Genomic DNA, 23,227 nt, shown 5'->3' with positions numbered 1-23,227 from the left:
TCATGATTTCTATGTATATGTTCATCTTATCATATACAATAAAGCCATTATGTTTCTATTATTGGTCCTCTTACTTTTTGATGGTAAATATCAGCATAATCTACCAGCCATTCTGCAACATTTGTAGCATTATGTCGAACCGTTCCATCTGGTCGAATTGTAGCAATGTCTCGTTTGATAACTTCTAATCCCATACTTTCAAGCTTTGCCACATCAAATGTTACTGGTTCCGCTCTTTCTTCTTTATACAGTTCTTTTACAGGGTTAGGGAGTTCTTCATCATTTACTAAAATGGAATCGATAAAATCATGACCAACATGCCTATGTATGGCTGTTACATGATCGCCTGCTGTATAAGAAATGGTTTCACCCTTTTGTGTCATTAAATTACAAACATATATTTTTCTTCCTTTAGCCTTAACAACTGCTTCACCTATTTCCTTAACAAGCAAATTGGGAATAATACTTGTATATAAGCTTCCTGGTCCTATTAAAATATAGTCTGCACGAAGTATTGCACGAATAGCTTCTGGTAACGGTTGCACATTTTCAGGTACTAAAAAAACGCGATTAATGCGTTTTGTCGCTGTCGGGATTTTTGATTCTCCCTCGATAATTGAACCGTCCTCAAGCACAGCATATAGGGTGATTTTTTTATTTGCAGCTGGAATAACTCGACCATGAACTTTTAAAACCTTTCCCATCTCACTGATAGCATGATTGAAATCACCTGTAATATCAGTAAGGGCTGTAAGCATTAAATTCCCTAAGGAGTGACCTCGTAAATCTTCAGATGCCGAAAAACGGTATTGAAACATTTGCTCTACAAGGGGCTCAATATCTGATAATGCTGCAATCACATTGCGTACATCACCAGGCGGTGGGATATCGTAATCATCACGTAAACGACCTGAAGATCCACCATCATCTGCTACTGTTACAATAGCAGTAATATCAAATGGGTGATGCTTCAGCCCGCGAAGTAACGTGGAGAGCCCTGTGCCACCACCAATTACTACAAGCTTTGTTTGCTTTTTCCCCATTCACTCATTCCTTTCTACGAGTAATATCACGATGCGTAATAACCGTATTTTCCTTGCCCGCAAAATATGCACCAAAAAATTCTGCTAATGTCACGGAGCGATGCTGGCCCCCAGTACAACCAAAAGCAATAACAAGCTGTGATTTACCTTCTTGTCGATAGAGAGGAATCATAAAGTCTAATAAATCCGTCAGTTTTTGTATAAGGATTTGCGTATCTTCCAACGCTAACACATAAGAAGATACCTCTGTTTGAAGACCCGTTTTTGGACGTAGCTCCTCCACATAATACGGGTTTTTAAGAAAACGAACATCAAACACTAAGTCCGCATCAATCGGCATACCATGTTTAAAGCCAAAGGACATAATGTTAACGGTAAAAATAGTATCTGCCTCACTTGCAAATTCATTGACGATTTTTTCACGTAATTGCTTTGGTTTCATGTTAGATGTGTTATAAACAAAATTGGCACGACCCTTTACTTCAGATAAAAGTACTCGTTCCTGTTTAATTCCATCTAGAGGTAAACCATTCACTGCTAATGGATGTGCACGTCTTGTTTCTTTATAACGTCTGACTAATGTGGCATCATCTGCATCTAAAAATAAAATACGAGCAACAATATCGCCTTCTTTTAGTATATGGTCTAATGCGCCAATTAAAGCATCAAAAAAGTCGCCTCCGCGCATATCCATTACTGCTGCAATTCGGGTACTGTTTTTACCAGAATCTCTTAATAAGGTTAAAAAAGTTGTAAGTAACGCAGGTGGTAAATTATCAATACAGTAATACCCTAAATCCTCAAAGCTTTGAATAGCTACTGTTTTCCCAGCCCCAGACATTCCTGTAATAATAACCAATTCATGTGTACTTTGTTGGCCTTCAACCACCACTGTCATGCAACTCCTTTATTGTTCTTTTGAAATTTGTATTTTCTGATGAAGTAGTTCAAAATTTGTTGTATAGTCAAACGTGCCATACTGAATGCCAGATTGCGAAACAGCAAATTGTAAATTAGTTCGATCTCCTTCAGCCATTGGCAAGTGTGCTAAATCCTCTACTGGGTGCCATGCAAGTTTGCCTTCTCTTGTTTCTTCAAATGGTACTCCATCTATATCCTTTGCAACAAATGTATAGAGCATCCATTCATCCACTACGTCATTGTTTTCTTTAATGATCATTGTATAAACACCCTTTAAATGAACATGTAAAGGTATGACGTTTGTCTCTTCTTGAAACTCTCGAATAGCAGCCTCAAAGATGGACTCGCCACTCTCCATTTTCCCTCCTGGAGCTACATACCAGCCTCGTCTTGGTTTCTGAAGTAATAATACTTTACCGTCTTTTACGGCAATTAAATTTGCAATTCTTTGCATAGGCACACCTCTAATCACTTTTGCATTCTACTCTTCATTATAACAAGACCTTGTAAGTTTTGTCCTCATTTACAACTCTTGTACGCAGACAATTAACAATTTAGTTCTATTTAAAGATAACCACTTCATCTTGGGCAAAATTTACGTATTTCGTGATATTATTATTTGATTTTTTACAAAAAAAAGTAGGTTGCTCCCACCTATTGGAGGCGGAAACAACCTACTAAACAAAATAAAAGGGGGATTGCTAATTACATTTTTAATCATACACCTTTTATATGTCATTCAAGTTACAGCAATATTAAAACCACATTAAAATTGTATTTTTTTCCTTAAAATAGCCATATTAGGCATTAATTTTCTCTAATAGCTCTTCTACATAATGTTGAACAGCTTGTGCGGCAATACTACCGTCACCAGTTGCTGTTACAATTTGACGAAGTGATTTTTCACGAACATCTCCAGCTGCAAAGATACCTGGGATTTTTGTTTCCATCGTTTCATTTGTCAAAACATAGCCAGCCTCATTTAAAATACCTAATGACTCGAATGGTTTAGTTAAAGGTAGCATACCTATATAGACGAAGACACCATCTGTAGCAAATTCAGATTCTGTACCATCAACAGTTGATTGTAGTGTTACACTGCCAACTTTACCATTCGCTTCATTGATTTCTTTTACAGTTGCATTCCAAATGAAATCAATTTTTTCATTGGCAAAGGCACGATCTTGTAGAATTTTTTGTGCACGTAATTTATCGCGACGGTGGACAATTGTCACTTTATCAGCAAAGCGAGTTAAATAAACACCCTCTTCAACAGCTGAATCTCCGCCACCTACGACAACTAGATTTTTTTGTTTAAAGAATGCACCATCACATACTGCACAATAGCTGACACCACGGCCACCAAGTTCTTTTTCACCAGGCACACCCATTTTTTTATACTCTGCACCAGTGGTAATAATAATGGCACGTGTTTTATATTCTTTTGCACCTGATTTAATTGTTTTATATTCTTCTCCATCGATGATTTCTGTGACATCACCATAGGCATATTCAGCACCAAATTTTTTCGCATGCTCAAACATTTTTGTAGAAAGCTCTGGTCCTAAAATTGTCTCAAAACCTGGGTAGTTTTCTACTTCTTCTGTGTTTGCCATTTGTCCACCAGGAATGCCACGTTCAATCATTAAAGTTGACAAATTTGCACGAGATGTATAGACAGCAGCAGTCATCCCAGCAGGACCTGCACCAATAATTACTACATCATAAATTTTTTCTTCCGACATAAATACTTCCCCCTAAACAGAATACTTTTTATCTTCATTCAACCAATTCACGCAACGTCATCTATAGAAGAAGATCAATGACGCTAAGGAAAAACTGGTGATAGCGTTAGTATGTTCATCGTATGTGAAAGTATAAAGTTATTCAACTATGTTGCTCACATTAATCATGACTGTTTGGCAAAAACGTTAAGATTTCGTCAATATACTTCGATAAAGTAGATACAGATACTCCATATTGCTGCGCAATTTCCTTTTTTGTCACTTTAAGCATTTGCGAAGATCTGAATAAATAATCATTTGCTCCTGCAATTGCTGTTGGATTTGTAAAACGATAATTTTCTATTAACGCTTGTTCACATAGCACAAACCACATTTGAAACATCGGTACAATTAATGATGATAGCTTTCCATACTGTTCTAATAAAATTTCTGAAACCTGTACTGATCGTAAAAAGCTTGCTTCTACTTTATTTTTCTTATCAAATTCATGTCCAAGTGCATAAGCCAAAAACAATTTTTCAAAAGAGCCTAATTGTTCAATATTAATCCATTTCGGATGGGCGATAATTTCTTGCTTATGCGCTGTACCTTTCAGTAAAAATAAACCAAAAATGCGCTCACTTGTATAAGTGCTCTCTAATTTTTCAACAATAAAATCACGATCATGCTCCAATGCATCAAGTCCATATTCATTTTCATGTTGGCGCCAAGGTTCGAAGCCCTCTTTGTCTGGGTCTAGCTCTAGTAGCTGATCCCATGCACTTTTCGAAATCTCCTCATGTCCTGAGAAATAAGCAGCATGTGACAGCCAAAAGTAAAATCCTGCATCTCCTACATAGCCTCTCTTTTGCATACTGCGCAACCATTTATAGGCTAATTCATATTGGCCGATTAAGGCTAAGGTAGCACCAAGTTTATAACGATGCTCCCAAGTATAGGGTTGAATTTTAATAAGAACATTTAGCAGTTCTTGTAAATCCTCTTCGTTTTTTTCATAATACGCAATCACCGTTAAATTGCATAATGCATGTAGATTGCCCTTATTTTCACGTAGCACTGTATGCAAGAGAGCCTTTGCTTGCTCTTCTTCTCCAACATAAAAATAAGCGAGTGCTAGATTATTATAGGCTGACCAAAATGCTGGTCGATCTTCAATTAAATCTTCTAAAATAGTAATAGCTTCAGGAAAATCTCCCTTTTCCATACAACGACGAGCTTGCTCCTGACGATATAAATCCTCACCAGAGCCTTCAAGCTCTTCAAAATCATCTTGCTCAAAAGCGACAAACTCTAATATTTCTGCTGCTTCATCCGCATAATCACCCTCAGGTTCTAGCTTTAAATATTCTTCTGCAAAGCGTTTAGCATCATGCATGATGCCCACACACCCCGATACTTCTGCCATGTAAAATATGATTTCTGGATTATCTGGATCAATTTGATAGGCGCGACGAAGTAGATCATACGCTTCCTCAAAACGTTGACCTTCTAACTCTACTATGGCTAACTGCAAGATAATCATTGGATCGTCGGGACTTAAATCTACCGCACGCTGTAAATATTTATAGGCTTTATTCATTTGTCCACTGTTCATTGCTTGAATTGATTTCTTATAATAATAGTCGCCTGTTGGAATGAACGACACTATATTTGATTGAGTCTCATTTTGACGTTTCTTTTCCAATATATTTCCTCCGAAACAAGAAATAAGGAACGTATTCTACGTTCCTTTACACAGTAACTCCTATTATACCACACAATCAATAATATGCTGTTATTTCTCCTCGTGACGTTTTTCCAACACATGTAGAACATCATAAATGCTTACTTTTTGTTCTTGTAATAATACGAGTAGGTGATAAATTAAATCAGCTGCCTCCCATTTTACTTCCTCAGCATCTCGGTTTTTGGCTCCAATGACCACCTCTGTTGCTTCTTCCCCAACCTTTTTACAGATTTTATCAATGCCCTTATCAAATAAATATGTAGTGTATGCTCCTTCTGGCATTTCCTGCTCTCGCTTTTCGATGAGACGGGCAAGTTTAGAAATGATGTCCACAGAGCCTACCTTCTCTTTTTGCTGAATAACCTCAGTGAAGCAAGAGTTTGTCCCATTATGACATGCTGGACCTGTTGGTAGAACCTCTACTATTAACGCATCTTGATCACAATCCGCTTTGATTGAAATCACTTGTTGTGTATGGCCACTTGTTGCTCCCTTATGCCAAAGCTCTTGACGGGAACGAGAATAAAACCAAGTTTCCCCTGATTCAATTGTTTTAGCTAATGACTCCTTATTCATATAAGCTACTGTTAATACCTCTTTTGTATTGGCATCTTGTACTACAGCTGTAACAAGACCTCTCTCATCAAATTGAATGTTCTCTATCATCTTACTGCCACTCCTTTTTCACGTAAGTATTCCTTTACTTGCGCTACACTTGTTTCTTTATAATGGAAGATAGAGGCTGCTAGTGCAGCATCTGCATCTACCTCTTGTGCTAATACTTCGTAAAAATGTTCGGCATGTCCCGCTCCACCACTAGCAATCACAGGGACTGTCACAGCTTCACGCACTGCTTTGGTTAAGGCTAAATCAAAGCCTGATTTTTCTCCATCTTGATTCATACTTGTTAATAAAATCTCACCAGCTCCTAAGCGTACAGCCTCTTTTGCCCACTCAATGGCTGACCAAGGGGTTTTGTTGCGACCACCATGTGTATAAACCATCCATGTGCTATCTTCCTCACTATAGCGAGCATCGATTGCGACAACAATGCATTGTGCGCCAAAGTAATCAGAGCCTTCCTGTATAAGTGCAGGTCTTTCCAGCGCGGATGTATTCACTGAAACTTTATCAGCACCTGCTCGTAAAATACGCTTCATATCCTCCAACGTACGAATGCCTCCGCCAACAGTAAAGGGTATGGCAAGCGTAGCCGCTGTTTGACGAACGACATCTACCATCGTTTCTCGACCTTCATGTGATGCAGAAATATCTAAAAATACAAGCTCATCTGCTCCTTGTTCATCATAGAACTTCGCAAGCTCCACTGGATCTCCTGCATCTCGGATAGAGACAAATTGTATACCTTTTACAACACGACCTTCTTTCACATCAAGACATGGAATAATACGTTTTGTTAGCATGCCTTCACACCTTTCAACCATTGCTCTAATAAATAAACACCTAATTCCCCTGATTTTTCAGGATGAAATTGCATGCCAGTCACAGAACCATTCATCACAATACCAGGTACTTTAATGCCATAGTAATCAGCATAGGCAACAAGCTCTGATTCTCCTATATCTGTTGCATAAAAAGAGTGAACAAAATAGACATGCTTCGCTGATACTTCATTGTGTAACCATGCAGGACGATTTGTCACAATCAGTTCATTCCAACCCATATGTGGTACTCTGTATGCTTGGCCGTCTTGGATGCCGCTAAAGCGTTTAATACACCCCTTGAAAAACCCTAGCCCCTTTGTTGGGGTTACCTCATCACTTTGCTCGAATAATAATTGCATACCTAGACAAATTCCTAAAAGTGGACGGTTTTCTCTTTGTGCCTTCTGTAAATATTGGTCTAAGTTTGTTTCAGCTAAACGTTTTCTGGCATCAGGGAATGCCCCCACCCCTGGTAATAAAAGTGCGTCAGCTGTATCTAATGCCTTCTCATCAGCCGTTATAATAACTTCACAGCCTAGCCTTTTTAATGCCTGCTCCACACTAAATAAATTACCCATTCCATAATCAATGACACCTATTTTCACGTCAACAGCCCCTTAGTCGATGGTACGCCTTTAACACGCGGGTCAATTTCCACTGCGGCATCAATCGCACGTGCTAATGCTTTGAAAATTGCCTCAATAATGTGATGTGTATTCTGTCCATAAGGAACAATTACATGAACATTCATCCTTGCCTCAAGGGCAAACTTCCATAAAAATTCATGAACTAATTCTGTATCAAACGTTCCTACTTTTTCTTTTAATGCTGGCACACGATACTCTAGATGAGGTCGATTCGAGCAATCTACAACTACCTGAGCTAGTGCATCATCCATCGGTACAAAGGCGTTACCATAGCGTTTTATGCCTTTCTTATCACCAAGTGCTTCTCGAACAGCCTGTCCTAATACAATACCAAGGTCTTCTGTTGTATGGTGATCATCAATATAAGTATCGCCATTTGCATGTATTGTGCCATTAAATAGTCCGTGCTTAATAAATAAATCAAGCATATGGTCCATAAATCCAACGCCTGTTTGGATATCTGCCTTGCCTTCACCATCTAAATCAATTGCTACTGAAATTTGCGTTTCATTCGTTGTACGCTCTATCTTTGCATATCGTTTCTTTTCTGTCATCGTCCTATTCCTTCTCCCATCCACGTGATTCCACTGCACGAGCATGGCCCTCTAAGCCTTCCATACGGGCTAAACGTGCAATTTTTGGTGCATTGTCTCTCCAGGTTTTTTCACTATAGTAAACAATACTTGATTTTTTCACAAAATCATCAACATTTAAGCCACTTGCAAAACGAGCCGTACTATTAGTTGGAAGTACATGATTGGTCCCTGCAAAATAATCACCAACTGGCTCAGAACTATACCGACCTATAAAAATACCACCAGCATGTCTTATTTGCTCAGCTAGCGCCTCTGCATTTGCTGTCACAATTTCCAAATGCTCCGGTGCTAATGAATTAATGGCTTCCACTGCATCTGCCAACGTTTCAGCTACATAAATTACCCCAAATTTCTCTATGGAAGCACGAGCTACTTCTTGACGCGGCAAGTTCAGTAGCTGTTTCTCTACTTCCTCAGCTACTTTTTTGGCTAATTGCTCTGAGGTTGTGACAAGAATGGCGCAAGCTAGTGGATCATGCTCTGCTTGTGATAAAAGGTCTGCAGCAATTTCATCAGGATAGGCTGTGTCATCGGCCAGCACAGCAATTTCACTCGGTCCTGCAATCATATCAATGGCCACTTCTCCAAATACCTCACGTTTGGCAAGTGCCACATAAATATTTCCTGGACCTGTTATTTTATCAACTGGGGAAATTGTTTCCGTGCCATAGGCAAGTGCAGCTATTGCTTGTGCCCCACCAACTTTATAAATCTCATCAATCCCTAAAAGGTAAGCCGCCACAAGTACACCTGCTGGTAGTTTCCCATTCGGCCCTGCTGGTGAAGTAATAACAATACGTTTCACCCCTGCAACCTGCGCTGGTATCACATTCATCAATACCGATGAAGGGTAGGCTGCTGTCCCCCCTGGAACATATAGTCCTACTGCATCTAAAGCCGTTACCCGTTGGCCTAACCAAGAACCATCTCCCAGTTCTAGGTGATACCCTGAACGTATCTGTTGTTCATGATAAAAACGAATATTTTCTGCTGCTTCCGCTAAGTCCTTATATAGTTGAGGATTGAGTTCACTTACTGCTTCTTGTATTTCTGCTTCAGAGACACGTAAACTTTTAGGGACATAGCCATCCCATCGCTCAGTATAGGTGCGTAACGCCGCATCTCCCTGTGCCTTAACATCCGAAAGCACTTGTCGTACAATTTTTATTTGTTCCTCATTCCCTCCTTCAAGTGGTCTTTTCAAGGAAATGCCTTTTTCAAGCTTTGTTATTTTCATAGGATTAATCCCCTTTAGTCCTTCATATGTAGCTACAAATGATTACTTTTTTGCTCATTCACACATTTCTTTAATCGCTTCACGAGATCAATAATACGCTCACCTTTCATACGATAACTTACAGGGTTTGCAATTAATCGAGAAGAGACAGCAGTAATAAATTCATATTCTACTAAGCCGTTCTCTTTTAATGTCCGACCTGTAGAAACAATATCGACAATTCGATCAGCTAAGCCAATCATTGGTGCTAATTCAATAGAACCGTTGAGCTCGATGATTTCCACTTGCTCTCCAATGCCTTTGTAGTACTTCATGGCAATGTTCGGATATTTCGTAGCAATTCTAGGCGCAATCTCATTCATGGAGGTGTTTGGTAGCCCTGCAGAAGCGATATAGCAATTACTAATTTTCAAATCAAGTAATTCGTGCACCTCTCGCTGTTGCTCTAACAAAACATCCTTACCAGCAATACCAATATCAGCAACACCATGTTCAACATAGACAGGAACATCCATTGGCTTTGATAAAATAAAGCGAATTTTTTCCTCTGGTATTTCAATCATTAATTTACGTGACATTTCTACTTCTTCTGGTAAATTAAAACCTGCCTCTAACAACATTTGATATGCCTCTTCAAAGATTCTTCCTTTGGGCATTGCAATCGTTAATTCATTCACCGCCAACTTCCTCCTGTCCAACTACCACCACTTCTGTAAAGTATGCTAAAAAGGCCGCCTCATCGACTAGACTACTACGTAACTGCAAAGTAGCTAATTTTCCTGCTGCTCGTAAATTTTTAACCTTTAGTAAAGCTGCCTCAAATTGTTCTTCTTCAAAAAGAACAACTGTTGCTTCCTGTCGTTTCACTGACTGCCCATTTAATGTTTCTAATAAACGATCCACACGAATACTAAATCCTGTAGCACCAACCTTGGAACCAAAAACTTCTAACAAGCCATCATAACGACCACCATTTCCTAATAGAAAGCCACTTCCTACAGCAAATACTTCAAATAGCATACCCGTGTAATAACTCATATGACTCGAAAGTGTGAAATCAAAAGCTACATAATCAGCTAAGTCAGCCATTTCAAGTAGTTGAGCTAGTTGTTGCATATATTCTAATGCATCATTTTTACGGACATATTTTTCAATATCTCGTATATCTCTGACATTCATGGCTTCTTCAATAAATTGTAAGAGGGCATCGGATTTAGCTTTTGGTAGATCAAATGATTCTACGGCTTCTTCAAACCCTACGTAATTTCGTTGGACAAGCAATGTTCTAAGCGTTATTTGCTGTTCGATACTCTCTGTGTAATCTTGTAAAATGCAATTTAATATACCAGCATGTCCAATTGTGATTTTAAACTCTTCCAATTTAAAATGCTTTAATAGCTCCATTGCCGTTACAATAACTTCTGCATCGGCAAAAACTGATTGATCACCTATTAACTCAATTCCCATTTGATCAAACTCAGCAGGCCTGCCACCCTCTGCTTCCTGGGCCCGAAAAACGCTTGCAAAATAAGCAAGACGTAGCGGGATCATTTCCTTTAATAGTTTCGATGTAGCTACTCGAGCAATCGGTGTAGTCATGTCTGGTCGCAGCACTAATGTATTTCCTTGGCTATCCACTAGCTTAAATAAATGAGCATCAGCAATCGCTGAAGCCTTTCCCACTGTATCGAAATACTCCACCGCAGGCGTTTTAATAAACTCATAACCCCTTTTATATAAAAAGTCTCTGCCAGCATGTCTAACTGCTTCAACTTTCTCATAGATTTGCGGGAATGTATCACGCATTCCAAGTGGTTTTTCAAACATTTTTATCGACGACATTTGGACACTTCCTCACATTTTACTTTAATTCACTAGAGTGTTAGAGAATTAGATTATGAAAGAATTTTAACTTATTTCAATAATACAGTCAACGATATCCTCGTTAATTATCGAAATCTTTAAAAACTTATTATTCTGTTAATTATACACATTGAATTGAAAAAATTTGCAAAAAAAGCATGACTTATTTTACTTATAATTTGACAAAATACTTTAGTGAGAACGAGAATATGTCTAAATTGTGACATATCAATTTTTAATAACTTAAAGTATTCGCTAAAAATTGATAATGAGTCTCTCATAACAAATCATTGAGTTTTCAATAGAGTATTCACAATATCAAAATCCAATAATTATATTTATATATTTTTTAACCAACCACATAAAAAGATTCTCAAACTCATTATCACCATTTATATCAATATTTTTATTAATTATTACTCACATTCTATTTTTCTTTTTACACGCTAAAAAACTAATATAGAACAGCATTAATAACAAAAAGAACCATATACATTACACATTGGAGGGATTTATTATGGCATGTCCATTCGTACAACTTAGTGAGCAAATAATCGTTAGTATTTGTAAAGGCGAGTTTTATCCTGGTGACAAGGTAACACTTCACACAACTGAAGACATTGATAGGACTGCAATTAAATCAACTTTTATTAAAACTACTTGCCTAGGTGATCATGACATATGTGAATTCAACAGATTAGGACGCAGCTCTTGCTTAAACAGTAAAAGCTACTCCAAAACTAGTGTTTTTTGGAGTAGCTTTATATGCAAAAAACTCACGAAGTATATCTCTATACTACGTGAGTTTTTTTATTTCTTTGGTGTACACCACTCTACAGCCTCATTACGTTTGCGCTCTGTCATTTGTGCAGCAGTATAAATTATTCGCATTGGATTACCCCCTGCTAAACAGCCTGCTGGCACATCCTTATGGACAAGAGTTGCTGCTGAAACAATGGCACCATCACCGATTGTTACACCTGGTAAAATGGTTGTATTTGCACCTATCATTACTTCATTTCCGATATGAACATCACCTAAGCGATATTCCTCTATTAAATATTCATGCGCTAAAATGGTTGTATTAAAACCAATCACCGTATTGTCTCCAATGAAAATACGTTCAGGAAACATGGTATCTGGCATGACCATTAAGGCTAATGACGTTTGCTTACCAATAGTCATGTTTAAAAAAGTACGATATAGCCAGTTTTTCACACGTAAAAATGGTGTGAAGCGTCCGATTTGAATGACAATGAAACACTTCATCACCTTCCAAAAGGACACCGTGTCATATATATTCCAAAGTGAATTGGCTCCTTCGACACGATAACGTTCTGTTTTACGCGCCATCTCCCTTACCCCTCTTTCACAATATCACATAAATCTGACATATGCTGCAACATATATTCTGGTTGATACTGCTGTAAGTACGCCTCTCCCTTAATTGCCCAAGCAACACCTGCTGCTCTAACACCAGCACGATGTCCAGCTTCAATATCGTGCGAATTATCACCAATCATAATCGCATAGTCTTTTTCTATCCCTAATCGTTCCAACGCAAGCAATACGGGCTCTGGATCAGGCTTCACATTGTTCACATCATCTGTACCAATACGCACATCAAATAGATGCGTTGCACCAAGAATAGCAAGTCCACGATCGATGGTCTCATTACGTTTCGTCGAAACAATAGCCAATTTTATACCTTGAGCTTTTAACTGCTCTAGAGTTGACACAACATCAGGATATTGGCTGACTAGGTCATCATGGTGTGCAATATTCCAAGCGCGATACATCTCTATCAAATCGTCTTCTTCACCTGGTGCAATGTCATTAAATGTCTGTTTCAATGATGGACCAATGAATTTCAGGCAATCTTTTGGCGAATATTGCCCGGGAAATCGCTCATTAAATACATGCATAAATGTTTGAATGATTAAATCATTTGTATTTAGTAAAGTCCCATCGAAATCAAATAGTAGTGCCTTAACAGCCATCTTTTACAACCCCTTATTTATTATCCAAGTATTTTACGGTTGGTTTCACCTTTATTCTACGATAAATAATTGCACCTAGACCAACTACAATACCGATAATGGATACAACCTGTGCTGAACGTAAATCTCCCACTAAGTAAAGGCTATCTGTGCGCATTCCTTCGATATAGAAACGACCAATTGAATACCAAATTAAATAGCTAAAGAATATTTCTCCACGATGTAAGTTCACTTTACGCAAAACTAATAGAATAATAAGCCCAATTAGGTTCCAAATCGATTCATATAAAAAAGTGGGATGAACATATGAACCTAATTCTTCAATATACATTTGATTAATAATCCAGTCTGGTAGCATTAGGTTTTCTAAAAAAGCTTTCGATACCTCGCCACCATAGGCCTCTTGGTTCATAAAGTTGCCCCATCGACCAATAATCTGCCCGATTAAAATACTAGGTGCTGCAATATCTGCTACTCGTAAAAAGCTTACATTTTTTATACGAGTATATATGTAAGCTGTGACAAATGCCCCGATGAGTGCACCATGGATGGCAATACCACCATTCCATATCTCTATGATTTTGCCTGGATTTTCGCTATAGTAATCCCATCGCATTGACACATAGTAAATACGTGCACAGATAATGGATATAGGAACTGCCCATAATAATAAATCTGCAAGAAAGTCTTCAGGCAAACCTCGCTTAACGGCCTCTCTTTGCCCAACAACATAGGCTAAAATGATTCCCGACACAATCAGCAATCCATACCAACGAACTGGAATTGGTCCTAAATGAAAGGCAATCGGGTCAATTTGCAATAGTAATAAATCCATCTTCTACTCCTCTCAATATGTCATGAACAATGTTGTTCGCTTTTTAATCGTCTAACACATCATTTGATGAAATCACTTCATCTAAACGTCTTGAAAATTCCTCTGCCGCATTGACGCCCATTTTCTTTAAACGATAGTTCATCGCTGCCACTTCAATAATAACGGAGACATTGCGTCCAGGTCTTACTGGAATTGTTAGTTTTGTTAGTTCCGTGTCAATTATTTTCATTTTTTCTTCTTCTAAGCCCAATCGATCATAAACTTTTTGTGGATCCCATATTTCGAGCTCAATGATGAGGGTAATACGTTTATAGGGGCGTACTGCACTTGCACCAAAGAGTGTCATAATGTCAATAATGCCAATGCCTCGTATTTCCAATAAGTGCTCTAACAAAGGTGGAGGGCTTCCGATTAATAGGTTTTCTGATTCTTGACGAATTTCAACACAATCATCAGCAACTAAACGATGACCCTTTTTTACAAGCTCAAGTGCTGTTTCACTTTTACCTACGCCGCTTTTACCGATTATAAGCACTCCAATGCCATACACATCGACAAGTACTCCGTGTGCTGCTGTCATTGGAGCTAAGCGCCCCTCTAAGTAGTTCGTCAATCTACTCGAAAATTTGGTTGTTGTCATATGTGTTTTAAATACAGGTACATGTTTCTCGTTTGAGGCCTGAATAAGCTCCTCTGGTACTTCTAAATCTCTAGAAATAATAATAGCAGGTGTATCCTGTGAACAAAGTAAACGCATACGCTCAAGCTTAACATCTGCTGGGAGCATTTCAAAAAAGGAAAGTTCAGTCTTGCCAAGCAATTGTACTCGATTTGCTGGATAATGAGTAAAGTATCCTGCCATTTCAAGCCCTGGTCTTGAGATATCACTTGTCACAATTGTCCTGCCTATTCCTTCTTCACCAGCTAATAACTCTAATTTAAATTTCTCCATAACATCTCTTGTTAATACTACGACCAATGAAAAAGCCTCCAATCAATGGATAAGGTTCATCTTATTTTAGCATGTCTATGTGTAAAAGAAATGTATTTACTCTCAATACAGCGTTTACTTGCACTAAAAAAACTAGCGGCTCTCCAGCCCGCTAGTTTTTAAAAAGCAATTATTTTTGCGTTGCTAACCATTTAGCAACAGCTTCAGCATCTGCACCTTTTACTAGTCCTGCAGGCATGCCGTTTTTACCATTATTTATAATATCTAAAATTTCTGATTCAGACAAACGTGAACCTACATCATTTAATGCTGGACCATTAGCACCTTGTAGCTCGCCACCATGACAAGTAACACAAGATTTCATCGCTATTGCTTCGCCATCTGGCTCTGTAGCACTTTCATTACCATTATTAGATGCAGTTTTATCTCCGCCGCCACATGCAGCTAAGAAGATTGCTGATCCGAACACTAATGTTAACATTGCTTTTTTCATTAGTACCCCTCCTCGTAATAAATACCTTACGCCGCCATTATACCAAAATTATGCACGTTTGAAACCTTCTCCTAATACCTCATATGCATCAGAAACGATAACAAACGCTGATGGGTCAACGCTTTTAATGAGTTGTTTCAGCTTTGTGAATTCTGTTTGATAAACAACAACCATTAGAACTGGTCGTGCTTCTCCTGTATATCCTCCAATTGCTGGTAACTTCGTTACACCACGATTAATTTCAGCATAAATGGCTTCCCTTACCTCATCTTGTTTCAATGTAATGATATAGACCATTTTAGACTGACTAAAACCTAGCTGAATAATATCAATCGTTTTTGTGGTAACATAAAGTCCAATCAGAGCATACAAACCTTTTTCTAAGTCAAAAACAATTGCTGCACTAATTGCGATAACGCCATCTATTAACAGCACACTTGTTCCAAGCGACAATCCTGTAAACTTCGTAATGATTTGCGCCAGTAAATCAGTGCCACCAGTTGAAGCATTCCCCTTAAAGACCAGTCCTATTCCTAGACCAACAACAATTCCACCAAAAAGAGCACCCAATAAAGGATTATCAGTCCAGGGCTCCCAGCTATTTGTTAATAAGACGATAAAAGGTAATGTAATTGTCCCAATAAAGGATTTTATTCCAAATTTTTTGCCCAATAATAAAACACCAGCAATAAAAAGCGGAATGTTAAATGCATACTGAACAATTCCCGGATTCCAACCAAATAAACCATGCAAAATCGTACTTATTCCACTTACCCCACCTGAAGCGACTTGATTTGGTAATAAAAAGACATTAAAACCAATAGCAATTATTGCCGCTCCTACAATGACATACACATACTCCACAATGCTATCTCTCACATCATGTTTCATTTCCCCACGCCCACTTCAACTATCAGAATTTTTTTAAGACGAGATGATTATAGCAAATACTTTTAGCATTGAGAACTTCATCATGATGAAGGGATACTATGGTGAGGAAATATAAAAGAAGCTATCTTACATGAATTAATAAGATAGCTTTTGTTGATTGGTTTAAAATGATTTTTCTGCCCATTCGATGGCTTCATAATATAAAAGATCAATGTCAACTAACTGTATATTCAACTGTACAGCTAGCTCTTCTAATCGCGGCCAATCTAGTTTACTTAACGCAATACTAAACTCCAAATAAGGGGTCATTTCCGTTTCAAAGCCTAAAATGGTATTCGTAATAGCCTCTGAGAATGGTAGCTGCTGTAAAATAACATTCATCGGTCTTTGAAGTAATGTGTCAATTAGAGAAAACATGCCGACTAAAAAATATTCTGAGAAATTCTTTTTATAAGCAAGCTTAGCTAGTTTTTCACAAACCTTAGCTCGGAATAAAGACGTACACATCACTTCTTTAAACAGATCGGAATCAGCATCAATATCAATTTCACGCATGGCCAATAAATAAATCCATTTTCGTAAATTCGATACGCCCAATAACACAATCGCCTGCTTGATGGAGCGCACTTTAGATTTAGATCGTTTTGATGAGTTATTTATCATTTGCAATAATTTGTATGTCAATGAAATATCTCGTTCAATATTTTCTGCTAATAAATGAATATTCGGTTCTTCCTCTTTTAGTAGGGAGATAATGTGAATATATTGAATCGCATTTGCTGGAATGTCTGTTGCTCGTATTATTTGCGGTTGTTCAAAGAAATAACCTTGAAATAACACATAGCCTGAGGACTTAGCAACTTCAAATTGATGACGCGTCTCTACCTTTTCAGCGAGCAATTGAATATGTGGAAATTTCTCCTTAACTTTATTTTCTATTTCCATTCTTTTCACGATGGAAGAAGCTAAAAAATCCACCTTTATATAATCAATTTTTTCAAATAATTCATCATAAACTTCCACTTGATCATCCATCATAAAATCATCCAAGGCAATTTGAAACCCTTGTTTTTTTAGCTCAATTACACGCTCCACTAATTGAGAGGTAAGTGGAACATCCTCTAATATCTCAATCACTACCTGTGAGGGATTTAAAAATTCATGTATAGAGCTCATCAATAAGTTTTCAGTAAAATTAACAAATCCAGGTTTCCCTTTCGTTACCTCTTCAAAACCAATTGAAAGAAATGAGTTCACAAGTACATCAATCGTTGCTGCATCTGAATCGACCATTGGAAAGGCATTTACGTTTTTGCTACGGTATAACAATTCATATGCAACGACTTGCTCATGAAGATTAAATATAGGCTGTCTGCCAATGAATACTTCCATTCCATTGCCCCCATTTCTCCATTTTCTAGTAATTTATAGTATAACATTTTTTACGACCTGATGCTTATACTTCCAGCTAAACTTAACATGTCAACTTGGCTTTTTCAGCCAATAAAAAAGAAGGGACAGTCCTCGTGATGATGAATCACTTAAGGACTGTCCATATTATTTACCTACTTTGGATTTTATTGCACCAATCACTGCAGGAACAACGGATATAATGATAATCAAAATTAGGACAACTGAGAAGTTATCTTTAATAATTGGAATATTCCCAAAGAAGTAACCTAATAATGTACAACTGAATACCCATAAAATTGCACCAAAAATATTATAAAATAAGAAATAACTATATTTCATTTTACTTGCACCCGCCACAAACGGGATAAATGTACGAATAAATGGCATGAAACGTGCGATTACGATCGTTTTCCCACCATGTGTATTAAAGAATTTTTCAGCTGCTTCCATACGCTCTTTTTTAACAACTCTACCGAGGAGGCTCTTTGGTGGAATAGATGTCCCTACCTTATGACCAATATGATAGTTCATCGTATCGCCCAAAATAGCTGCTGCTAAAAATACAGGGATTAAAATCCACATATCGAATGCGCCCATTGCCGCAGCTAATGTTCCACTTGCAAATAACAAGGAATCACCAGGTAAGAATGGGAAAATAACAACCCCTGTTTCTACAAAAACTATCGCAAATAAAATAAGATAGCTCCAATTGCCAAAATCACGAATAATTTCTTCTAAATGCACATCGATATGCACAATAAAACTTATTAACTCCTTAATGAGTTCTAACATGTTTTTGTATGCTCTCTTTCAATAGTATTTTTACCTAAAAGTTTTGACGTGGCTTCACCTCAAAGGGTTCCAGTTTTGTACGTCTTTTTACATTACTTCCTCACTATATGACAAGCTCTTGAAAAGTATGTAGAAGATTTCACAAGTTTGATTTTATCACTTACAGACATCTACTCTCAACTGATTTTACTATTATACGAATAATGTACAAAAAAAGAGCTACCATTTTACAATAGTAGCCTTTCTCGTTTAAACTTTTTCTTTTAATGAGCGTCTTAATATTTTTCCTGTTGTGTTTTTTGGTAGTTCATCCAGTATTTCAATTACTTTCGGAACCTTATACTTCACCATATGTTTAGCACAATAGGATAGTAGATCATCTGTTGTAGTAGCAGCTACTTCTTTCAACACAACATAGGCATGTACCGCTTCCCCTAAGTTAGGATCTGGGAAGCCTACAACCGCTGCCTCTACAATATTATTATGGGCAAACAGCACTTCCTCCACCTCACGAGGATAAACATTAAAGCCCCCTACAATAATCATATCCTTTTTACGATCGACAATGTAAAAATACCCTTCTTCATCTACCTTTGCTAAATCTCCTGTATAGAGCCAGCCGTCGCGAATCGCCATCGCCGTTTCTTCAGGCATTTTATAGTATCCCTTCATCACGTTTGGGCCACGTACAATTAGCTCTCCAACTTCGCCCACAGGTACTTCCTGACCATTAACATCGACCACTCTATTCTCGACATTGCTAATAGATGTTCCTATAGAGCCTGCTTTACGATCACGATCTAATGGGTTAAAACATGTAACGGGTGAAGCTTCAGATAAGCCATAGCCCTCTGACACACGCACATTAAATTTCTGTTCGAAATTATGTAATAGCGCAACAGGCAAGGAGGCACCACCTGAAATAGCTAAACGGATTGTCGAGAAATCTTCAGGATTGCCCTCAGGTAATTGGTACAAGAAATTATACATAGTAGGAACACCAGCAAATACTGTTGCTTTTTGCTCTCGTGCTAAAGCGAAAATATCACTAGGGCTAAAGCGTGGTGCAAGTAAAACTGTTGCCCCACTTAATAAAGGCGCATTCACCACTACCGTTAAGGCAAATACATGGAAGACAGGTAATGTCGCAATAACACGATCCTCTGCATTAATGCCTAAATAATGCGCAACATCACGTGCATTTGAGTACACATTGCCATGTGTCAGCATGGCTCCCTTTGGACTACCTGTAGTTCCTGAAGTATATAAAATAATAGCATTGTCATCCTCTGCAACTTCAACAGGTTGTAAAATTTGAGTGGTTTTAGCGATTACATGTGTAAATAAATGTGTTTTTTCTTGTGCTTGTGGTGATAAAGCTGCCACTTTTTCCGCTATATCTGGTGTGGTTTCACAAACTATAAATGTTTTTACTTGTGGAAATGCTTGTACACCTTTTTCAACCAATGGTAGCAACATATCCAGAGCAATGACTGCTTTTACATCTCCATTATGCAAAATGTAAGAAATTTCATCCGGTGTATAGATTGGATTAACAGGTATTGCTGTTGCCCCTAGGCGCATTGTTGCATAAAGGGCAATTAAGTAGTGTGGCGTGTTGCCGAGTAAAAACGCCACATGATCCCCTTTTTCAACGCCTAAATCTTGTAATCCCTTTGCAAAGCGGCCAACTGTATGCTCAAATTCCCCGTAAGTCGTATCTTTCCCCATAAAATGATACGCCACTTTTTCAGGTTGTTCTGTTGCTTGTTGACGAACACGTGAAACTAAATTCAATTACACCATCCCCTTATCGTATAAAATGAATCATTATTCAGTAATATTATATAAGAAATATATCTAAAAAACAATGAGTCTTTTTATCTCATGTCATAAATTACGTTAAATAATTCATTTTTTTCTCTTTTAAACCATTACTTCATGAGCGAATATGGGAGATATAGCGCCATCGAATTAAATAAAAATAAACCACTTGTATTAATACAAAAAAGCCAAAAGCGAAGAATACTTCTTTTACAATCGATATATTCGCAATGTCCCTTAAAATACCCTGAACCATTAGAAAAGCAAAGGCACTATGCATCATCGCGACACCCCAAGGTAAGAAGAATTGGGGAAACAAATGGCGATTAACTAGCTTTTTTAACTCCGTATCTGTTAAACCCATACGTTTTAATACATCAAATTTACGCTTTTCACGTTCGAGGGATGTATGCAATTTAAAATAGATAAAGCTTCCAGCCGCAAGTAAAAATACAGTGGCTACTAAGACACCCACTAATGTAAATAATGAGTAGGTAGCTAGTATATAAGAATAATTTAATCCTGCATTTTCAAAGTAAAAAGGGCTAAACTTATCCTTTTTAATAAAATATAAATTGGATTCTAGATGATCGATATCCTTACCGATATCCTTCGTTTCCATCCATTGAGGAATAACAAATGTAAATAGATGATAGCTTGGTTGAATAATGTCTTGATCGGAAATCGGATGAATAAGCTTCGCGAAGTCCTCATCACTAATGACAATCGAATTGACACTGACAATCGAGCCTGGAAACACTATTTTTGGATAGACACTATCAATAGTGAGTGGTATATTGTTTTCTTCTAAAACAGTATGCACAACTCGATCTTTTAATTTTTTTAAGGAATCCTCCGAATAAGGAATGAATACTGCCTCTCCTGCTTCCAAATTCAATAATGGATAACTGTAGGAAGAAAGCAGGACATTCATATCGGACTCTCGAAAAACCTCCACTTCATTTCGAGTGAAGGAGGAGGTTTGCTTCACAACAATAAAACGGGATAGCTGATAAGATAAACCTTTTCCCTCTAATTGCAGCCTTAAAGAATTGATATGCTCCCGTTCATATGGATTATCGACATCCCCTTTATAAACCAACCCTAGTGGATTTAATCGATCATATTGCGTGGTGTAGGAGGACATCGTTGCTAAAACACCAACAGATAAAAATGCAAGCGTCGATACCATCGTTACAACGAAAAACATTTTCACGTTATCCATCATTATATGCGTTTGTTCTGCTAGTGATAGTAGACGGTAGCGTTGCCAATGATATTTACGTTTCCCACGTGCTAAATCTAAAAAACAAGGCACAGAATCACTAAAAAAATAATAGGTGCCAAATGTTGCGGAGAATGGTATTAGCAGCGTTAGCCCGATTAGTGATGTATGTCCGACAACAAACGCGAGAATATACGTCGTTACAATTAAAGCAATACCATAGAATGCTCGTATTTTTGAATACGTTGTTAAGCTATTTAAATAATCACTGCCTTTTATAAGATCTCGTAATTTTCTCTCTCGTGAAAAATACACACTAATAAAAGAAATGACGAAAAATGCACTTGTAAAAACACCAATCGTTAATAAAAATGGCTCCCATGAAATATAGAGTGGTAAATCTTCTAAATGTAAAATTTCCCGCACAATCATAAAAAAGAATTTTGAAAAGGAGAAGCCAAAGACAATCCCTACAATAATGGAGCCTGTTCCAATAATCATTGTCTCTAAAAAGACAAGTCTATTCATCTGACGTTTTTCCATTCCCAAGTGCAATAAAATAGCAAATTCATGTGATCTGGCTTCTAAAAAGGCACTCATGGAATAATATAAAAAGAATAATGTAAACAGGACGAGAACAATTTCAGCCCCCACCATCCCAATGAGAGACATCTCCCCTAATATCCCACGTTCAATATCAGGGTGAAACATCAGCATGGAATAGATAAAAAATACAGCCACAGAAAAAAAGCTTGCCATGAAAAAGGCACCATATATCCGGCTGTTCCGCACGACATTACGGTAAGCGAATTGTCGAAAGGTCACCTACTTGCCCTCCTCCTAGTAAGCTCAAAACATTTAAAATACGTTGGAAAAACATCTGACGGCGGTCATCTCGATAAATTTCATTAAAAAATTCACCATCTTTAATGAATAACACTCGATCACAATAACTTGCTGCAATTGGATCATGCGTGACCATTACGATTGTCGTTTGTTTATCCTGATTCACTTTTGTTAATAGTTCAAGCACATCACGTGAAGAATTTGAATCTAAATTACCTGTTGGCTCGTCCGCTAAAATGAGACTAGGATTATGAATAAGCGCACGACCAATTGCCGTTCTTTGTGCCTGTCCCCCAGATATTTCATTTGGACGTTTATGAAGGAAAGAAGTTAAATCTAGCTTTTCTACAATACTTGCCAGACGCTCCTCCATTACCTCTAGTGGCTGTTGATCTAACGTTAAGGGCAACACGATATTTTCCTCGACCGTCAGCATATGCAAAAGATTGAAATCCTGAAACACAAAGCCAAGCTGTCTTCTTCTAAAATAGGCAAGCTCTGTTGCATTCAATTTATGTGGATTCATTCCATCTAAAATGATTTCTCCACTAGTTGGTTCATCGATGGTCGAAATAATATTCAGTAATGTCGTTTTACCGCTTCCTGAGGGCCCCATAACAGCTAAAAACTCGCCTTCTTCCACGTCAAAGCTCAATTGATTTAATGCACGATGCGTTACTTTACCTTCGTACACTTTTGTCACATCTTTAATTTGTAAAATAGGCATACTTCA

23 protein-coding genes are annotated in these 23,227 nt (G+C 37.7%); all 23 read right to left on the bottom strand.

The genetic code is table 11. The features are described from left to right. Nucleotides 1-47 precede the first annotated feature (47 nt). On the bottom strand, nt 48-1,043 hold the full coding sequence (locus JIN86_RS19540; RefSeq protein WP_202342656.1) for a gluconeogenesis factor YvcK family protein: 996 nt from the start codon (nt 1,041-1,043) through the stop codon (nt 48-50). A 4-nt stretch (nt 1,044-1,047) separates the two neighbouring features. Then, on the bottom strand, nt 1,048-1,941 hold the full coding sequence (gene rapZ, locus JIN86_RS19535) for an RNase adapter RapZ (RefSeq protein WP_036219406.1): 894 nt from the start codon (nt 1,939-1,941) through the stop codon (nt 1,048-1,050). A gap of 9 nt (nt 1,942-1,950) precedes the next feature. Further along, nucleotides 1,951-2,418, bottom strand: a complete 468-nt coding sequence (locus JIN86_RS19530; RefSeq protein WP_004228007.1) for an NUDIX hydrolase — start codon at nt 2,416-2,418, stop codon at nt 1,951-1,953. 346 nt (nt 2,419-2,764) lie between these two features. Then, nucleotides 2,765-3,709, bottom strand: coding sequence for a thioredoxin-disulfide reductase (gene trxB / locus JIN86_RS19525; RefSeq protein WP_004228004.1), 945 nt, complete (start codon nt 3,707-3,709; stop codon nt 2,765-2,767). Between the two features lie 160 nt (nt 3,710-3,869). Continuing rightward, nucleotides 3,870-5,393, bottom strand: coding sequence for a tetratricopeptide repeat protein (locus JIN86_RS19520; protein WP_202342655.1), 1,524 nt, complete (start codon nt 5,391-5,393; stop codon nt 3,870-3,872). Nucleotides 5,394-5,483: 90 nt separating this feature from the next. Then, nucleotides 5,484-6,101, bottom strand: a complete 618-nt coding sequence (hisIE, locus tag JIN86_RS19515; RefSeq protein WP_004227997.1) for a bifunctional phosphoribosyl-AMP cyclohydrolase/phosphoribosyl-ATP diphosphatase HisIE — start codon at nt 6,099-6,101, stop codon at nt 5,484-5,486. Beyond that, nucleotides 6,098-6,859: an imidazole glycerol phosphate synthase subunit HisF gene (gene hisF, locus JIN86_RS19510; protein ID WP_004227996.1), complete on the bottom strand. Its 762-nt coding sequence runs from the start codon at nt 6,857-6,859 to the stop codon at nt 6,098-6,100. Before hisF ends, hisIE begins: the two co-directional genes overlap by 4 nt. Then, nucleotides 6,853-7,485: an imidazole glycerol phosphate synthase subunit HisH gene (hisH, locus tag JIN86_RS19505; protein WP_004227995.1), complete on the bottom strand. Its 633-nt coding sequence runs from the start codon at nt 7,483-7,485 to the stop codon at nt 6,853-6,855. The genes hisF and hisH overlap by 7 nt, the downstream gene beginning before the upstream one ends. Next, nucleotides 7,482-8,081 carry an imidazoleglycerol-phosphate dehydratase HisB gene (gene hisB / locus JIN86_RS19500; protein WP_004227994.1) on the bottom strand — a complete coding sequence of 200 codons (600 nt, stop codon included), beginning with the start codon at nt 8,079-8,081 and terminating at the stop codon, nt 7,482-7,484. The genes hisH and hisB overlap by 4 nt, the downstream gene beginning before the upstream one ends. A 4-nt stretch (nt 8,082-8,085) precedes the next feature. Then, the gene (gene hisD / locus JIN86_RS19495; RefSeq protein ID WP_009373257.1) at nt 8,086-9,360 is read right to left on the bottom strand and encodes a histidinol dehydrogenase; all 1,275 of its coding nucleotides are present in this window, start codon (nt 9,358-9,360) and stop codon (nt 8,086-8,088) included. Between the two features lie 32 nt (nt 9,361-9,392). Next, nucleotides 9,393-10,037 (bottom strand): ATP phosphoribosyltransferase, encoded by a 645-nt coding sequence (gene hisG, locus JIN86_RS19490; RefSeq protein ID WP_004227990.1) that lies wholly within the window; start codon nt 10,035-10,037, stop codon nt 9,393-9,395. Then, nucleotides 10,030-11,202, bottom strand: a complete 1,173-nt coding sequence (locus JIN86_RS19485) for an ATP phosphoribosyltransferase regulatory subunit (RefSeq protein ID WP_004227989.1) — start codon at nt 11,200-11,202, stop codon at nt 10,030-10,032. Before JIN86_RS19485 ends, hisG begins: the two co-directional genes overlap by 8 nt. 831 nt (nt 11,203-12,033) lie before the next feature. After that, complete coding sequence (locus JIN86_RS19480; RefSeq protein WP_004227988.1) at nt 12,034-12,576, bottom strand: acyltransferase; 543 nt, start codon at nt 12,574-12,576, stop codon at nt 12,034-12,036. 5 nt (nt 12,577-12,581) lie between these two features. Then, nucleotides 12,582-13,223: a pyrophosphatase PpaX gene (ppaX, locus tag JIN86_RS19475; RefSeq protein ID WP_202342654.1), complete on the bottom strand. Its 642-nt coding sequence runs from the start codon at nt 13,221-13,223 to the stop codon at nt 12,582-12,584. A 13-nt stretch (nt 13,224-13,236) separates the two neighbouring features. Continuing rightward, a complete protein-coding gene (gene lgt / locus JIN86_RS19470) occupies nt 13,237-14,058 on the bottom strand; it encodes a prolipoprotein diacylglyceryl transferase (RefSeq protein WP_202342653.1) in 822 nt (273 codons plus the stop codon). A 43-nt stretch (nt 14,059-14,101) separates the two neighbouring features. After that, nucleotides 14,102-15,037 carry an HPr(Ser) kinase/phosphatase gene (gene hprK, locus JIN86_RS19465; RefSeq protein WP_004227974.1) on the bottom strand — a complete coding sequence of 312 codons (936 nt, stop codon included), beginning with the start codon at nt 15,035-15,037 and terminating at the stop codon, nt 14,102-14,104. Between the two features lie 142 nt (nt 15,038-15,179). Then, nucleotides 15,180-15,503, bottom strand: coding sequence for a cytochrome c551 (gene cccB / locus JIN86_RS19460; RefSeq protein ID WP_004227972.1), 324 nt, complete (start codon nt 15,501-15,503; stop codon nt 15,180-15,182). 48 nt (nt 15,504-15,551) lie between these two features. After that, the gene (locus JIN86_RS19455) at nt 15,552-16,394 is read right to left on the bottom strand and encodes a YitT family protein (protein WP_004227970.1); all 843 of its coding nucleotides are present in this window, start codon (nt 16,392-16,394) and stop codon (nt 15,552-15,554) included. Nucleotides 16,395-16,556: 162 nt separating this feature from the next. Continuing rightward, complete coding sequence (locus tag JIN86_RS19450; protein ID WP_202342652.1) at nt 16,557-17,786, bottom strand: EAL and HDOD domain-containing protein; 1,230 nt, start codon at nt 17,784-17,786, stop codon at nt 16,557-16,559. A gap of 165 nt (nt 17,787-17,951) precedes the next feature. Continuing rightward, entirely contained in the window at nt 17,952-18,599 is a 648-nt protein-coding gene (locus JIN86_RS19445; RefSeq protein ID WP_004227966.1) for a VTT domain-containing protein, read from the bottom strand. A 249-nt stretch (nt 18,600-18,848) separates the two neighbouring features. Next, the gene (locus JIN86_RS19440) at nt 18,849-20,396 is read right to left on the bottom strand and encodes a fatty acid--CoA ligase family protein (protein ID WP_004230462.1); all 1,548 of its coding nucleotides are present in this window, start codon (nt 20,394-20,396) and stop codon (nt 18,849-18,851) included. 142 nt (nt 20,397-20,538) lie between these two features. Further along, complete coding sequence (locus tag JIN86_RS19435) at nt 20,539-22,473, bottom strand: FtsX-like permease family protein (protein ID WP_004230461.1); 1,935 nt, start codon at nt 22,471-22,473, stop codon at nt 20,539-20,541. Further along, nucleotides 22,445-23,221, bottom strand: coding sequence for an ABC transporter ATP-binding protein (locus tag JIN86_RS19430; RefSeq protein ID WP_004230460.1), 777 nt, complete (start codon nt 23,219-23,221; stop codon nt 22,445-22,447). The genes JIN86_RS19435 and JIN86_RS19430 overlap by 29 nt, the downstream gene beginning before the upstream one ends. Nucleotides 23,222-23,227 lie beyond the last annotated feature (6 nt).

Source organism: Lysinibacillus sp. HST-98 (genome assembly GCF_016757845.1).
Classification (GTDB): Bacteria; Bacillota; Bacilli; order Bacillales_A; family Planococcaceae; genus Lysinibacillus; species Lysinibacillus capsici.
Note: the sequence above shows the minus strand (reverse complement) of the source record. Positions and strands in the feature narration are given on the sequence as shown.